13 protein-coding genes are annotated in these 14991 nt (G+C 70.7%); 7 read left to right on the top strand and 6 right to left on the bottom strand.

Annotated features, from left to right (window positions below; genetic code table 11):
* Positions 1-210: 210 nt before the first annotated feature.
* The 3 genes from FQY83_RS08495 to grxC all read right to left on the bottom strand — a co-directional run bounded on the left by FQY83_RS08495 (position 211) and on the right by grxC (position 2042).
* Positions 211-1218, bottom strand: a complete 1008-nt coding sequence (locus tag FQY83_RS08495) for an isocitrate dehydrogenase (protein ID WP_146387051.1) — start codon at positions 1216-1218, stop codon at positions 211-213.
* A gap of 141 nt (positions 1219-1359) precedes the next feature.
* Positions 1360-1692 (bottom strand): carboxymuconolactone decarboxylase family protein, encoded by a 333-nt coding sequence (locus FQY83_RS08490; protein ID WP_146387279.1) that lies wholly within the window; start codon positions 1690-1692, stop codon positions 1360-1362.
* Positions 1693-1748: 56 nt separating this feature from the next.
* Entirely contained in the window at positions 1749-2042 is a 294-nt protein-coding gene (gene grxC, locus FQY83_RS08485) for a glutaredoxin 3 (protein WP_146387049.1), read from the bottom strand.
* 157 nt (positions 2043-2199) lie between these two features.
* On the opposite strand from grxC, the gene FQY83_RS08480 reads away from it, so the two are divergent.
* The 7 genes from FQY83_RS08480 to FQY83_RS08450 all read left to right on the top strand — a co-directional run bounded on the left by FQY83_RS08480 (position 2200) and on the right by FQY83_RS08450 (position 11794).
* Positions 2200-3858: a M48 family metalloprotease gene (locus FQY83_RS08480; protein WP_146387047.1), complete on the top strand. Its 1659-nt coding sequence runs from the start codon at positions 2200-2202 to the stop codon at positions 3856-3858.
* 145 nt (positions 3859-4003) lie between these two features.
* Positions 4004-4693: a phosphate regulon transcriptional regulator PhoB gene (phoB, locus tag FQY83_RS08475; protein ID WP_146387045.1), complete on the top strand. Its 690-nt coding sequence runs from the start codon at positions 4004-4006 to the stop codon at positions 4691-4693.
* 217 nt (positions 4694-4910) lie between these two features.
* Positions 4911-6236 (top strand): phosphate regulon sensor histidine kinase PhoR, encoded by a 1326-nt coding sequence (phoR, locus tag FQY83_RS08470; RefSeq protein ID WP_146387042.1) that lies wholly within the window; start codon positions 4911-4913, stop codon positions 6234-6236.
* Positions 6237-6319: 83 nt separating this feature from the next.
* Positions 6320-8389, top strand: a complete 2070-nt coding sequence (gene ppk1 / locus FQY83_RS08465; RefSeq protein ID WP_146387277.1) for a polyphosphate kinase 1 — start codon at positions 6320-6322, stop codon at positions 8387-8389.
* A gap of 53 nt (positions 8390-8442) precedes the next feature.
* Positions 8443-9924, top strand: coding sequence for an exopolyphosphatase (ppx, locus tag FQY83_RS08460; RefSeq protein WP_238333453.1), 1482 nt, complete (start codon positions 8443-8445; stop codon positions 9922-9924).
* A gap of 186 nt (positions 9925-10110) precedes the next feature.
* Positions 10111-11259, top strand: coding sequence for a glycosyltransferase family 4 protein (locus FQY83_RS08455; RefSeq protein WP_146387039.1), 1149 nt, complete (start codon positions 10111-10113; stop codon positions 11257-11259).
* Positions 11237-11794, top strand: a complete 558-nt coding sequence (locus FQY83_RS08450) for a phosphatase PAP2 family protein (protein WP_146387037.1) — start codon at positions 11237-11239, stop codon at positions 11792-11794. The genes FQY83_RS08455 and FQY83_RS08450 overlap by 23 nt, the downstream gene beginning before the upstream one ends.
* A gap of 62 nt (positions 11795-11856) precedes the next feature.
* On the opposite strand, the gene FQY83_RS08445 is transcribed toward FQY83_RS08450, so the two are convergent.
* From FQY83_RS08445 to creD, 3 genes are all read right to left on the bottom strand, one after another.
* A complete protein-coding gene (locus FQY83_RS08445) occupies positions 11857-12759 on the bottom strand; it encodes a carbon-nitrogen hydrolase family protein (protein ID WP_146387035.1) in 903 nt (300 codons plus the stop codon).
* A complete protein-coding gene (locus FQY83_RS08440) occupies positions 12756-13367 on the bottom strand; it encodes a GNAT family N-acetyltransferase (protein ID WP_146387033.1) in 612 nt (203 codons plus the stop codon). Before FQY83_RS08440 ends, FQY83_RS08445 begins: the two co-directional genes overlap by 4 nt.
* A gap of 155 nt (positions 13368-13522) precedes the next feature.
* Positions 13523-14890 carry a cell envelope integrity protein CreD gene (gene creD / locus FQY83_RS08435; protein WP_146387031.1) on the bottom strand — a complete coding sequence of 456 codons (1368 nt, stop codon included), beginning with the start codon at positions 14888-14890 and terminating at the stop codon, positions 13523-13525.
* Between the last annotated feature and the right edge of the window lie 101 nt (positions 14891-14991).

Here is a 14991-nt window from a genome sequence, read left to right as displayed (position 1 = left end):
GCCGGGATGGCGGCTTCCCAGAAACGGGACGCCCGCTGTGAGGCGGGGATCGCGGAATGAACCACGTCATCCCCGCGAAGGCGGGGATCCAGTGTCTTCATGCTTTCCGCTGCCGTCGAGCCCCGGAGCAAGACGCTGGGTCCCCGCCTTCGCGGGGACGACGGTGTGGTGCCGCTGTTGCGCGGCGCCTGGCGCGGCGCCTGCCCGCGATCAGACCCGGCTGGCGATCGCCTTCGCGAACGACATGGTGTTGCCGCTGCCGCCGAGATCCGGCGTCAGCGAATCCTTCGCTTCCAGCGTGGCGACGATGGCCGCGCGCAGGCGCCCGGCCTTGTCCGGCTGGCCGATGTGGTCGAGCATCTGCGCCGCACCCAGCAGCAACGCGCAGGGGTTGGCCTTGCCCTGCCCGGCGATGTCCGGCGCGGTGCCGTGCACGGCCTCGAAGATCGCCGCGTCCTTGCCGATGTTCGCGCCCGGGGCGAGGCCGAGGCCGCCGACCAGGCCCGCGCACAGGTCGGAGATGATGTCGCCGAACAGGTTGGTGGTGACGATCACGTCGAACTGCTCCGGCCGCATCACCAGCTGCATGCAGGTGTTGTCGACGATCATCTCGTTGCACTCGATCTCGGGGTACTGCGCGGCCACCTCGCGCGCGACCTTCAGGAACAGGCCCGAGGTGGTCTTGAGGATGTTGGCCTTGTGCACCACCGTGATCTTCTTGCGACCGGTGTTGCGCGCCAGGTCGAAGGCGTAGCGGACGATGCGCTCGGAGCCCTTGCGGGTGATCTTCTGCATCAGGGTGGCGGTCTCGCCGTCCTCGGTGATGGACTGGCCCTCGCCGATGTAGGCGCCCTCGGTGTTCTCGCGCACGGTGATCAGGTCGACGCCGGTCGGGAAGCGCGATTTCGTGTTCGGGAACGACTTGGCCGGACGCACGTTGGCGTACAGGTCGAAGCGCTTGCGCAGCTCGACGTTGATCGAGCTGAAGCCCTCGCCGACCGGCGTGGTGAGCGGGCTCTTGAGCGCGATGCGGTTGCGGCGGATCGAGTCCATCGTCGCCTGCGGCAGCAGCTCGCCGTGCTTTTCCAGGGCGACGAGGCCGGCGTCGGCCTCCTCGTAGCGCAGGCCGACGTCCATCGCGTCGAGCACGTGCAGGGTGGCGTCCATGATCTCCGGGCCGATGCCGTCGCCGCGGATGACCGTGATTGTCTGTGTCATGTGGGGGGAGTTCCGTGCGAAAAGACGCCGCGCGAAGGCGCGGCGTCGCAATTGGTTCAATATGAAATTATGCCCGAAACGGCGGGTTCGCCCCAACTCGACCAAAGTCGGGCGGGGCTGGCGAAGGGCCGTTCGTCCCCGTCAGTGCCCGTGCGCGGCGGGCGGTTGCGCCCCGCCCTGCTCCAGCCGATCGAGGAAATCCACCGCGCGCCGCAGGTGCGGGATGACGATGCTGCCGCCGACCACCAGACCCACCGAGAAGGTCTCGAAGAACTCCTCGCGGGTGACGCCGGCCTCGCGGCACTGGGCGACGTGGTAGCTGATGCAGTCGTCGCAGCGCAGGACCAGCGAGGCGACCAGGCCGAGCAGTTCCTTGGTCTTCACGTCGAGCGCGCCGGCCTGGTAGGTCTGGGTGTCGAGCGCGAAGAAACGGCGCACCACCTGGTTGGGTTCGGCCAGGATGCGCTCGTTCATGCGCTGGCGGAATTCGGTGAACTGGCGGATGCGGTCGCTGTCGTCGTCGCCAGTGCTCACGCCGCGCCCCCTGACAGCAACGGCTCCAGCTTGCCGGCGCGGTGCAGCGCCACCAGGTCGTCGTAGCCGCCGACGTGGACCTCGCCGATGAAGATCTGCGGCACGCTGGTGCGGCGGGTGCGCGCGACCATGCGCTCGCGCGCGTCCGGATCGAGGTCGATGCGCACCTCGTCCCAGGCCAGCCCGCGGCTTTGCAGGAAGTTCTTCGCGGCCACGCAGTAGCCGCAGATCGCGCTGGTGTAGAGGGTGATCGGCGGCTGCGCCGCGCCTTGCGTGCTGTTGTCGCCCATTCCAGGGAACCCGTGATGCGATGCAGGGTCGAATGGTGGGCGCCCGCACCGGGCTTTTCCACCTCCACGTGCGGAACGCAGCGGCCGATTAACATCGGATTCACTCGCCCGGCGGGCCCTGCCCCCATCCTTGCCCGACGCTTCCAACCATCCGCCCATGCGCCTGCGCCCGTTCCGCCACGCTTCGCTGCTGCTCACGACCCTGCTGGTGCTGCTGGTCGCCAGCGTCTGCGCGCCGGCGCAGGAGAACCGGCTGCCGGACATCGGTTCGTCCGCCGGCACCGTGCTGGGGCCGTCGCAGCAGGCCGAGTACGGCCGCATGCTGCTGGCCCAGCTGCGCCACTACGGCTACGTGCTCGAGGACCCGCTGGTCGAGAGCTGGCTGCAGGCCACCGGCACCCGCCTGGCCGCGGTCAGCGACGATCCCGAGCAGCGCTTCACCTTCTTCATGATGAAGGACCGCAGCATCAACGCCTTCGCCACCCTGGGCGGCTACATCGGCATGAACGCGGGCCTGGTGCTGGCGGCGGAGACGGAGGACGAGGTCGCCGCGGTGCTCGGCCACGAGATCGCCCACGTCACCCAGGCGCACGTGCTGCGCGGCGTCGAGCGCGCCCAGCGCGATAGCATCCCGATCCTGCTGGCGATGCTCGGCGCGATCGCGATCGCGCAGTCGGCCGGCGGCAACTCCGCCGACGACGCCTCGATGGCGGCGCTGGCCAGCGCCCAGGGGCTGATGGCGCAGCGCCAGATCAACTACACCCGCTCCAACGAATCCGAGGCCGACCGCATCGGCATCCGCACGCTCTCGCGCGGCGGCTACGAGCCCGAGGCGATGGCCAGCATGTTCGAACGCATGCAGTCGGTCTCGCGCACCAACCAGGGCGGCGAGCGCGAGCGCCTGCCGGACTACCTCAAGACCCACCCGGTCACCACCACCCGCATCAGCGAGGCCAAGGACCGCGCCGAGCGGCTGTCGCGCGACATGGTGACCACGACCACCGCCACCCCGGACGCGGTGCGCGTGGAGCGCGTGCGCATCGACGGCGTGACCGTCCCCGAAGGCCTGCGCGTCATCGACAACCCGCTGCTGCCCTCGTCCCTGACCCTGTCCGGCGGCCTCGACGCCGCGCCCAGCCGCGAGTTCGGCTGGGCCCGGGAGCGCCTGCGCGTGCTCAGCGCCAACACGCCCGATGCCGCGATCCGCGAATACGACCGCATGGCCCGGGCCGGCGCGCTCGACGACGCGCAGCGCTACGGGCTGGCGGTCGCGCATCTGCGCTCCGGGCGCGGCGCCGAGGCGGCGACGATCTTCACCGGCCTGCTCGACCGCTACCCGGGCGATCTCTGGCTGGACCTCGGCCTGGCCGAAGCCGACGCCCACGCCGGCCGCGCCGCGGCCGCCGACCGCCGCTTCGAGGCGCTGCTGGAGCGGATGCCGCGCAACCCCGCCGTCGCGATGGGCTATGCCGACGTGCTGGTCACCCGCAACACGGCCGAGGCGGGACGCCGCGCCCAGGCCGTCCTGCGCCCGCTGCTGGGCGCCAACAGCGGCGACCCGGCGTTCCAGCGCACCTTCGCCCGCGCCAGCGAGATCGCCGGCGACCCGGTGCGCGCCGGCGAGGCCTGGGCCGAGGCCGCCTTCTTCGGCGGCCGCGAGGAGCAGGCGCTGGTCCAGCTCAACACGCTGAAGAAGCGTGACGACCTCGACTACTACGCCCGCGCCCGGATCGACGCCCGGATCGCGCAGATCACCCCCGTGGTGCTGGAACTGCGCCGGCAGGGCGTGCGCGACCCGGACCTGCGCCGCCGCTGAGGGGTGCCTCGCGCGGGAGCGCGCTTGCGCGATCGTCGTACCGCAACGGGACCGAGACCAGCCCCGGGGCGGGTCACAATTTCGTCATAAAACTGTCGTCTAATGCCCTCACCGGCCGCCCCGGCCGGCACAGGCAGGACCGACCGTGCAGAAACGCATCCTGATCGTCGACGACGAACCCGCGATCCGCGAGATGGTGGCCTTCGCCCTGCGCAAGGGCGATTTCGAGCCGGCCCACGCCGGCGACGCCCGCGAGGCGCAGTCGGCGATCGCCGACCGCGTGCCCGACCTGATCCTGCTCGACTGGATGCTCCCCGGCACCAGCGGGCTGGAGCTGGCGCGGCGCTGGCGCAAGGAGACGCTGACCCGCGAGGTGCCGATCATCATGCTCACCGCGCGCGGCGAGGAGAACGATCGCGTCGGCGGGCTGGAGGCCGGCGTCGACGACTACGTGGTCAAGCCGTTCTCGGCGCGCGAGCTGCTGGCGCGCATCCGCGCGGTGATGCGCCGCTCGCGCGAGGACGACGAGGACGGCAGCGTCAGCGTCGGCAGGCTGCGCATCGACGGCGCCGCGCACCGCGTGTTTGCCGGCGACGAGCCGGTCAGCATCGGCCCGACCGAATACCGCCTGCTGCACTTCTTCATGACCCACCCCGAGCGCGTCTACAGCCGCACCCAACTGCTCGACCACGTCTGGGGCGGCAGCGTCTACGTCGAGGAGCGCACCGTCGACGTGCACATCCGCCGCCTGCGCAAGACCCTGGAACCGGCCGGCCTCGACGCCATGGTGCAGACCGTGCGCGGCTCGGGTTACCGGTTCTCGGCGGCGGTGTGAATAGGGCCGGGAATGGGGGGTGGAGAATAGGGAATGGGAAACGGCAGGAAGCATCGCTAACGGAGTGCTGGATGCGCGGATCCTGTCATCCCGAGCGTAGCGAGGGATCTTCTTTCCAGCGACCGGATGCAAGATCCCTCGCTACGCTCGGGATGACAAAAATGTCCGGGCTGTTGCCCATTCCCTATTCTCCACTCCCTATTCCCGGCTTCTGACCATGCCCCCCCGCGCCCGCTCCGCCTGGACCCGCACCCTCGGCCAGCTCGTGCTGGTGCTCGCGGCCGCGCTGCTGCTGGGCCTGGTGTCGGGCCAGGTCGGGCTGGCGCTGGCGCTGGCGGCGCTGGGCGTGGTCGCGTGGCACTACTGGCGCCTGCGCCGCGTGCTGGCGCGGCTGAGCTCGCGACAGCGGCAGCCGGTCGCGGAAGGCAACGGCGTCTGGAACGAGCTCGAACGCCAGCTGCGCGAGAACCAGGAGAACATGCGCGCGCGCAAGCGCCGGCTGGTCGCGATGCTGCGCGCCTACCGCGCGGCCGCGGCGGCGCTGCCCGACGCGGTGGCGGTGGTCGAACGCAACAGCCAGCGCGTGCAGTGGTTCAACGAGGCCGCGACCAGCCTGCTCGGCCTGCGCTATCCGCAGGACATCGGCCAGCCGCTGGGCGAACGCCTGCAGACCCTGCAGATCTCCCACTGGCTCACGGCCGGCCGCAACGCCGAGCCACTGCTGGACGCACCCTCCCCGGTCTCGTCCGACATCCGCCTGGACCTGCGCCTGATCCCCTACTCCGAGGACCTGTGGCTGGTGGTGGCGCGCAACGTCACCAAGATGATGCGGCTCGAACAGGTGCGCCGCGACTTCGTCGCCAACGTCTCGCACGAACTGCGCACGCCGCTGACCGTGGTCCACGGCTACCTCGACATGCTCGATCCAGACGAGCATCCCGAATGGGCGCCGATGCTGTCGGAAATGCAGCTGCAGTCGCAGCGCATGACGCAGCTGGTCGAGGACCTGCTGACGCTGTCGCGGCTGGAGGCGCAGGACGGCATCGACAGCGAGACGGTGGCGATGGGATCGATGCTCTCGACGCTGCGCCGCGAGGCCGAGGCGCTCAGCCAGGGGCGCCACGTCATCACGCTGGAGGACAGCGCCGGCGTCGACCTGCGCGGTTCGACCAAGGAGCTGCACAGCGCCTTCTCCAACCTCGTCAGCAACGCCGTGCGCTACACGCCGGCCGACGGCACCATCGCGATCCGCTTCGCGCGCGAGGGCGGCGGCGCGGTGCTGTCGGTGCAGGATTCCGGCTACGGCATCCCGGCCGCGCACCTGCCCAGGCTCACCGAGCGCTTCTACCGCGTCTCCACCAGCCGCTCGCGCGAATCCGGCGGCACCGGCCTCGGCCTCGCGATCGTCAAGCACGTGCTGAACCTGCACCATGCGCGGCTGGAGATCGCCAGCGAAGTCGGGCGCGGCAGCCTCTTTTCCTGCCATTTCGGCGCCGAGCGGGTGCAGGCGCCCGACGCCGCCAGCCACGGAGCCGCCTCGTGAAGAAGTCCAGCGACCGCCCGCCGCGTCCGGCCAGGCCGCGCAGCCGCAAGCCCGCGCGCGCACCCGAACCGGCCCCGCCGCCGATCGATGCCGGCGACGCCGACCCGCTGCGCGATCCCTCGCTGTACTTCAACCGCGAACTGTCGCAGCTCGACTTCAACTTCCGCGTGCTGGCGCAGGCGCTGGACGAATCGGTGCCGCTGCTGGAGCGGCTGCGCTACCTGTGCATCTCCTGCACCAACCTCGACGAGTTCTTCGAGATCCGCGCCGCCACCGTGCGCCACGCGCAGGACTTCGGCGCGGTGCCCTCACCCGACGGGCTGGCGCCGGCAACGGTGCTCAAGCGCATCCACGACCGCGCCGCGGAGCTGGTGGACGCCCAGTACCGGTGCTGGAACGACGTGCTGCGCCCGACGCTGGCCGAAAGCGGCGTGCGCGTGCTCGGCCGCGCACAGTGGACCGCGCGGCAGACGCGCTGGCTGCGCGCCTATTTCCGCGACGAGATCATGCCGGTGCTGTCGCCGCTGGGCCTGGACCCGGCGCATCCGTTCCCCAAGATCCTCAACAAGTCGCTGAACATCGTCGTCGTGCTCAAGGGCAAGGACGCGTTCGGCCGCGTCGGCAACCTCGCGATCGTGCGCGCGCCGCGCTCGCTGCCGCGCATCATCCAGCTGCCCGAGAGCATCTCCGGCGGCGAATACGACTTCGTGTTCCTGTCGTCGGTGCTGTCGGAGTTTGTCCACGAACTGTTCCCGGGGATGGAGGTCAAGGGCGCCTACCAGTTCCGGGTGACGCGCAATTCCGAACTGATCGTCGACGAGGACGAGGTCGAGAACCTCGCGCTGGCGCTGCGCGACGAACTGCAGGGCCGCGGCTACCTGCGCGCGATGCGGCTGGAGATCGCCGCCAACTGCCCCAAGCCGATCGTGCGCAGCCTGCTGCAGAACTTCGAGCTGCCCGAGAACGCTGTCTACCGCATCGACGGCCCGGTCAACCTCAATCGTGTGATCCAGGTCTACGACCTGGTGCAGCGTCCGGACCTGAAGTTCACGCCGTTCCAGCCGCGGGCCTTGAAGAACAGCGACGCCATCTTCGACCTGGTCGCCGAGGGCGACGTGCTGCTGCACCATCCCTTCGACGCGTTCTCGCCGGTGCTGGAGCTGATCAAGCAGGCGGCCGAGGACCCGAACGTGCTCGCGATCAAGCAGACCCTGTACCGCACCGGCAAGGATTCGCCGATCGTCGAGCACCTGGTGCAGGCCGCGCGCAACGGCAAGGACGTGACCGTGGTGGTGGAACTGCGCGCGCGCTTCGACGAGGAGGCCAACCTCGGCTTCGCCGACCGGCTGCAGGAGGCCGGCGTGCAGGTCGTCTACGGCGTGGTCGGCTACAAGACCCACGCCAAGATGCTGCTGGTGGTGCGCCGCGAGGGCCGCAAGCTGCGCCGCTACGTGCACCTTGGCACCGGCAACTACCATTCCGGCACCGCGCGCGCGTACACCGACCTCGGCCTGCTCAGCGCCGACCCGGAAATCGGCAACGACGTGCACCTGATCTTCCAGCAGCTGTCGGGGCTGGCGCCGGCGATCTCGCTCAAGCGCCTGCTGCAGTCGCCGTTCACCCTGCACGCCGGCATCCTCGAGCGCATCGAACGCGAAACCCGCCATGCGCTGGCGGGCCGGCCGGCGCGGATCATCGCCAAGATGAACGCGCTCAACGAGCCGCAGGTGATGCGCGCGCTGTATGCGGCCTCGCAGGCGGGCGTGCAGATTGACCTGATCGTGCGCGGCGCCTGCTCGCTGCGCCCGGGCGTGCCCGGCGTGTCGGACAACATCCGCGTGCGCTCGATCGTCGGCCGCTTCCTCGAACACCACCGCGTCTACTGGTTCGGCAACGACGGCGCGCCGGAACTGTTCTGCGCCAGCGCCGACTGGCTCGAGCGCAACCTGCTGCGGCGCGTGGAAACCTGCTTCCCGGTGCTCGATCCCGAGCTTGCCGCACGCGTGAAGGAAGAGGCGCTCGACAACTACCTCGCCGACAACCTCAACGCCTGGGAATTGCGCGAGGACGGCGTTTACCGCAAGCTTGCGCCCGACGACGACGCCATGCCGCACTCGGCGCAAACCTCCCTCATGGCCAAACTCTGCGGATGATGGATGCGCTTGCCCGGGCCGGATCGTTGACTTCGCCGCTGCGCGACGGCGACATGCTCGCCGCGATCGACCTGGGCTCCAACAGCTTCCACATGGTGGTCGCCAGCTACACGCTGGGGCAGTTGCGCATCGTCGACCGCCTGCGCGAGACGGTGCGCCTGGCCGAGGGCCTCGACGGCAAGGGCGGCCTGTCGCTGGAGGTGCGCCAGCGCGCGCTGCACTGCCTGGCGCGCTTCGGCCAGCGCATCCGCGACATCCCGCCGCAGCGCGTGCGCGCGCTCGCGACCAACACCGTGCGCCTGCTGGCCGCGCCGCAGTCGTTCCTGGTGCCGGCCGAAACCGCGCTCGGCCACGGCATCGAGGTGATCGCCGGCCGCGAGGAGGCGCGCCTGATCTATCTCGGCGTCGCCCATGCGCAGCCGCCCAAGCCCGGCAACCTGCGCCTGGTCATCGACATCGGCGGCGGCTCGACCGAATGCATCATCGGCCGCGGCTTCCAGCCGCTCGAACGCGAGAGCCTGCAGGTCGGCTGCATCGCCACCACGCGCCGCTTCTTCGGCAACGGCAAGCTGTCGAAGAAGAAATGGCGCGAGGCGGTGCTCGAAGTCGGGGCCGAGTTCCAGCAGTTCGCCAACGCCTACCGCGCGTTGGGCTGGAACGAGGCGATCGGCGCGTCCGGCACCAACAAGGCGATCGGCGAGGTCTGCGCGGCGATGAAGCTGACCAAGGGCGCGGTGACCGCCGAAGCCCTGCCGCAGGTGCGCGACCGGCTGCTGCAGGCCGGCAGCATCGCCGAGATCGACCTGCCCGGCCTGTCCGACGAGCGCCGGCCGATCATCGCCGGCGGCGTGCTGGTGCTGGAGGCCGCGTTCGGCGTGCTCGGGCTGTCGCGCATGGCGGTCAGCAAGGCGGCGATGCGCGAGGGCGTGCTGCACGACATGCTCGGCCGCGGCAGCGAGCACGATCCGCGCGAAACCTCGATCGCCGCGCTGACCCAGCGCTACGGCATCGACGTGGCCCAGGCCGCGCGCGTGGAAGCCACCGCGATGCGCCTGTTCGAGCAGGCCGCAGCGGCGTGGAAGCTCGATCCCGACGACCTGCTGATGCTGGCCTGGGCCGCGCGCCTGCACGAGCTGGGCCTGGCAATCGCGCACAGCCAGTACCACGTGCACGGCGCCTACGTGATCGAGCAGTCCGACATCGCCGGCTTCTCGCGCCAGGAGCAGCAGTTCCTCGCCGCGCTGGTGCGCACCCACCGGCGCAAGATCCCCAGGTCCGCGTTCGACGCCCTGCCCGACCGCCTGCTCGCCGCCGCGCGCCACACCGCCGTCCTGCTGCGGATCTCCGCGCTGCTGCACCGCTCGCGCGAGACCGACGAGATCCCGCGGCTCGACCTCGCCGTCCAGGACAGCCGGATGACCCTGCGGCTGTCGCGGCGCTGGCTCGAGAACCGGCCGCTGCTGCGCGCGGATCTGGAGGGCGAACCGGCGGACATCGCGCCGCTGGGCGTGCAGCTCGGCATCGCCGTCGAGTAGGCGCCCCCTCTGCGCCGTCATCCCCGCGAAGGCGGGGACCCAGTGTCTTTGCGCAAAGTCAAAATGGATCCCCGCTTTCGCGGGGATGACGACTACGGAGCCTGACGCCCCGTCATCACGCAGTCATCCGCCTGCAATCCGCGTTTCATCCCCGTGCCGCAGCATGGGTCAAACGCGGAGATGCACATGCACTACGCCATCGTCACCGAAACCTATCCGCCCGAGGTCAACGGCGTTGCCTTGACCGTGCAATCGCTCGAGCAGGGCCTGCGCACACGCGGGCACGAGGTGTCCGTGGTCCGTCCGCGGCAGGACGCGGCGAGCGCGCCCGACCCCGGCGAAACCCTGGTCCGCGGCATCGCCCTGCCCCGCTATCCCGGCCTGCGCGCGGGACTGCCCGCCACGGGCACCTTGGCGAAGGCGTGGACGGCATCGCGGCCGGACGCGGTCTACATCGCGACCGAGGGCCCGCTCGGCTGGTCGGCGCTGCGCGTCGCCCGGCGCCTCGGGATCCCGGTCGCCACCGGCTTCCATACCCGCTTCGACGAATACATGCGCGACTACCGCATGCCCTGGCTGGAACTGGTCGCGCTGCGCTGGATGCGCCACTTCCACAATCGCGCGGGCGCGACCCTGGTGCCGACGCGGGAGCTCGAAGCCTTCCTCGACGGCGCCGGCTTCAGGCGCGTGCGGCGACTGCCGCGCGCGGTGGACACGCAGCTGTTCGACCCGGCGCGGCGCGATGCCGCACTGCGCGCGGAGCTCGGCGTCAGCGAAGGATCGCCGATGCTCGTCTACGTCGGCCGGATCGCCGCGGAGAAGAACCTCGCGCTCGCGGTGCGCGCGTTCCGCATGCTGCAGGCGCGGCGGCCGGATGCACGCTACGTGTGGGTCGGCGACGGCCCGATGCGCGAGACCCTGCAGCGCCAGAACCCGGACTTCGTCTTCACCGGCGTGCAGCGCGGCGAGGCGCTGGCGCGGCTGTTCGCCTGCGCCGACCTGTTCGTGTTCCCGAGCCGCACCGAGACCTTCGGCAACGTCACCCTCGAGGCGATGGCCAGCGGCGTCCCGGTCGTCGCCTACGACTACGGCGCGGCGCGCGAACACCTGCGCGACGGCCTCCATGGCGCCGCCGTCACGCCCGACGACGAGGCCGCCTTCCTCGCCGCCGTGGTCCGCATCGGCGGCGACGACGAGGCGATGCGCGCGATGGGCCGGGCCGCGCGCGAATCGGTGCTGGGGCTGTCGCCACAGCGCGTCGCCGAGGATTTCGACCGGCTGCTGGCCGGACTGGGCACGGAGGGCATGCGCCATGTCGACCGCGCCGCAGCCTAGGGCCAGCGCCAGCTGGTGGTCCCAGAACGATTCCGGCTGGTGCCTGCGCGCCAACCGCGCGGGCGCGCGGCTCGGCATCCGCCGCTACTTCGCGTCGGTGAGCAGGCTCGGCGACGGCGTGTTCTGGTACGCGCTGATGTCGCTGCTGATCGTGTTCGACGGCTGGAACGGCCTCGCCGCGAGCGCGCACCTGGCGATCACCGGCGTCGCCGCGCTGACGCTGTACAAGGCGCTCAAGCGCTGGACGAAGCGCCCGCGCCCGTTCGCGGCCGACGGCCGCATCCGCGCCTGGGTGGCGCCGCTGGACGAGTTCAGCTTCCCCTCCGGTCACACCCTGCACGCGGTGGCGTTCACCGTGGTCGCGCTCGCGCACTATCCGGGACTGGCCTGGCTGCTGCTGCCGTTCACGGCGAGCGTGGCGGCGTCGCGGGTGGTGCTGGGCCTGCACTATCCCAGCGACGTGCTGGCCGCGACCGCGATCGGCGGCGCGCTGGCGGCACTGTCGATCACGGTCGCAAGCGCAGTCACCCTGTAGGAGGCCTTCAGCCGCTCTGTCATTTCGACCCCGGACTTGATCCGGGGGGAGAAATCTTGCTCTCAGAAGTTCCCTGAAGGCCTTCCCGCACGTTCGACCTTTGCGGTGGTGAGCGAAGGCCGCAGCTGTCCGCGCCAGTCGCGGTCGTTCGCCACCTGCGCCGACGCGCGCGAGTCCTCCAGTGCGGCCAGGTCGATCTCCGCGATCGCCCAGGCCTCCTCGCCCTGCGTACGCGCCACGACGCCATCGGCGGGAAACCCCGCGTCCATTGGCGCGAACACCGCCGCCTCGCCGGTGTTGACATCGAGCGCCGGACTCCACGCCGCCTCACCGGCGGTCACCGACTGCACCACGAAACAGCGGTTCTCCAGCGCACGCGCGAGGCAACCCGTGCGCACCCGCGTCGCGCCCGCGGCGGTGTCGGTGCAACTGGGCACCAGCAGCAGCCGCGCGCCGGCCTCATGCTGCGCGCGCACCGGCAGCGGGAACTCGATGTCGTAGCAGACCGCGATGCCGAAGCGCATGCCGTCGGCGTCGAATACCTTCAGCGCGTCGCCGCCGTCGATGACGCCGGCCTGCTTCTCGAAGCCGGTCAGCTGCAGCTTGTCCTGCCAGGCGTGGCCGCCGTCGGGCAGCAGCAGGTCGGCGCGGTTGCGGTAGCGGCCGTCGCCGGCGTCGAGCAGGAAGGTGCCGGCGGCGATCGTCATGCCGGTGTCGCGCGCGAGGCCGGAAAACAGAGCGACCCAGTCGTCGCGATGGCGCTGGATCGCGGCCAGGGACGCGTGCAGGTCGCCGGCAATGGCGTCGTCGAAGCCCGCGCCCAGCTCCAGCGACAGGTACTCGGGCAGCACGGCGATGCTCGCGCCCTGCGCGGCGACGCCTTCGAGCAGGCGCCGCTGGCGGTCGGCGAACGCGGCGAAGGAGGCCGGCCGCGCGATAGCATACTTCGCCGCCGCGATCTTCATGCGGCATCGCCCAGCGGACGGGTCCAGAACGTCAGCGCGTGCCGGGTCTCGCCGATGCCTGCCTCGTTCCAGTCCAGCGCCATCGCCAGCCCGGGCTGGCGCGCGTAGCCGCGCTTCGACCAGAACGCCTCGTTGCCGCGATGGCCGCCGGGCCGGCGCGGATCGGCCTCGTCGCGGTCGACCGCCGCGAACGCGGTCCATGCGAACCCGCCCAGTGCGCGCGCATGCGCCTCGCGGGCGTCGAAGAAGGCGTGGCCGATGCCGCGACCGCGCCAGGCCGGCAGCAGTACCGACTCGCCGAAGTAGAACACCTTGCCGATCTCGATCCCCCGCGCGCGGAACGGCGCCTGGAAGGTGGGCGCATCGTCCGCCAGCGGGATGCCGGTGGATGCGCCGACCACGCGGTCGCCGTCGAAGGCCAGCACGAACAGGCTGCGCGGCGAGGCGGCGTACGCGGACAGGTACTCGCGCTCGTAGTCCATGTCGCCGGCATACAGGTAGGGCCAGTCGCGGAAGACGGCGATGCGCAGCGCGGCGACATCGTCGAGATGCCGCCGCGCGCCGTCGCCGGTTAGGCTGCGGATGGCGATGGCGGCGTCGTTTCCCATCGCGCGATTCTAGAGCGTCTCGATGGTCCGGTTTTCCTGCGCTTGCCCCCACCCCGGCCCTCCCCCGCAAGCGGGGGAGGGAGCTGAAAGCCGCGGCGTCCTGCCCCCTCCCCCGCCTGCGGGGGAGGGTTGGGGTGGGGGCCACCCGCCGAAGCTCAACCGCGCACCTCACCCGTGCGCGCCGACAGCTGGTACCAGTCGACCTTGCGCGTGACCACCATGATCGTCGCCAGGATCAGGAACAGCAGGCCGGCGCCGAGCACCAGTGCGTTGTCCTCCGACACCAGCAGGCCGTACAGCGCCGCGTACAGCGTCGCCAGCATCGTCGCGAAGCCGATGCCGCGGGCACGGCTGCGCAGCACGTGCGAGAGATAGAAGCCGAGCAATCCGATGCAGGCGACGCTGGCGACGAGATAGGCCCAGCCGAACGCGACGTGCTCCGACAGGCTCACCAGCAGCAGGAAGAAGATCGCCAGCGCCAGGCCCACCAGCCCGTACTGGATCGGGTGGATGCGCAACTGCTTGATCAGTTCGAACATGAAGAAGCCGACGAAGGTCAGCAGCACGAACAGGATGCCGTACTTGCTGGCGCGGTCGGCCTGCGAATAGGCGTCGACCGGTTCGACCAGCGACACCCCGATTGCGTCGACGCCCTCGCCACCCATGCCGTCGCGGATCGCCGCCACCGACGCCGACGACAGGCCGCCGCCGCTCCGGTACTGGTGCTGGGCATTGGTCGCGAGCGAGGATACTTCCCAGATCGCCTTGAAGCCGCCGGCGTCGATGCTGCGCTGGCCCGGCAGGAAGGCACCGTTGAACAGCGGATGCGGCCACGGCGAGGCGATCGCGATCCGGTTGTGCGTCGCCAGCGGTGCGACCGCGAGCGCCTCGGCGCCGGCAAGCTCGAACTCCAGCCGCGTCTGCAGCGACACGGTGCCGCCAGCCACCAGCGGCGCCAGCCGCACGTGCACGCCGGGCTGGTCGCGGTGGCCATGGCCTTGCAGCAGCGCGGCGTCCACGCCGTCGAGCTGCAGCCGCGGCGAACCGCGCAGGCCGCGCACGTCGGCGATGCCGTAGCTGAGCCAGGGACGACCGATCTTGCGCGGCAGCTCCGGATCGGCGTCGCGCGGGATCTGCGCCGCGAAGTCCGCCGCCAGCTGTCCCGACAACGTGTACATCCGCACTTCGTGCAGGCCGCGCCGGCGCGTGTAGGGTTTCATCGTGCCCTCGAGCGCCATCGTTTCGGGGAAGAACAGCCACTCGCCGCTTTCGCCGTCGCGCTTGACCTTGCGCACCACCTCGCCGGCACTGTTCTTTTCCTCGACCTCGACCGTCTCGGTCCACGGCACCACCAGCACCGGGCCGACGAGGCCCTGCGCGGCGGCTTCGCTGCGCGCGATCTCGCGCACCGCGTCGCGCCGGTAGGCCTCGCGGTCGTGGATCACCCCGCGGATCAGCATCAAGGGCACCAGGATCGCCAGGGTCATGCCCAGCACCATCAGGATCTTCAGCCACAGTCGCATTGCACCGCCTCCTCGTCCGGAACGTCGGCCGGCAGGATGGGTGGCGCATGCGTGGGGACGATGGGGGAACGGTGAAGCGTGGGTGAAGCGAAAGGTACTGT

The sequence above is a fragment of the Luteimonas marina genome (assembly GCF_007859325.1).
In the GTDB taxonomy this organism is placed as follows: Bacteria; Pseudomonadota; Gammaproteobacteria; order Xanthomonadales; family Xanthomonadaceae; genus Luteimonas; species Luteimonas marina.
The sequence above is the reverse complement of the archived record's forward strand: the minus strand, read 5'-3'. Positions and strand labels throughout refer to the sequence as shown.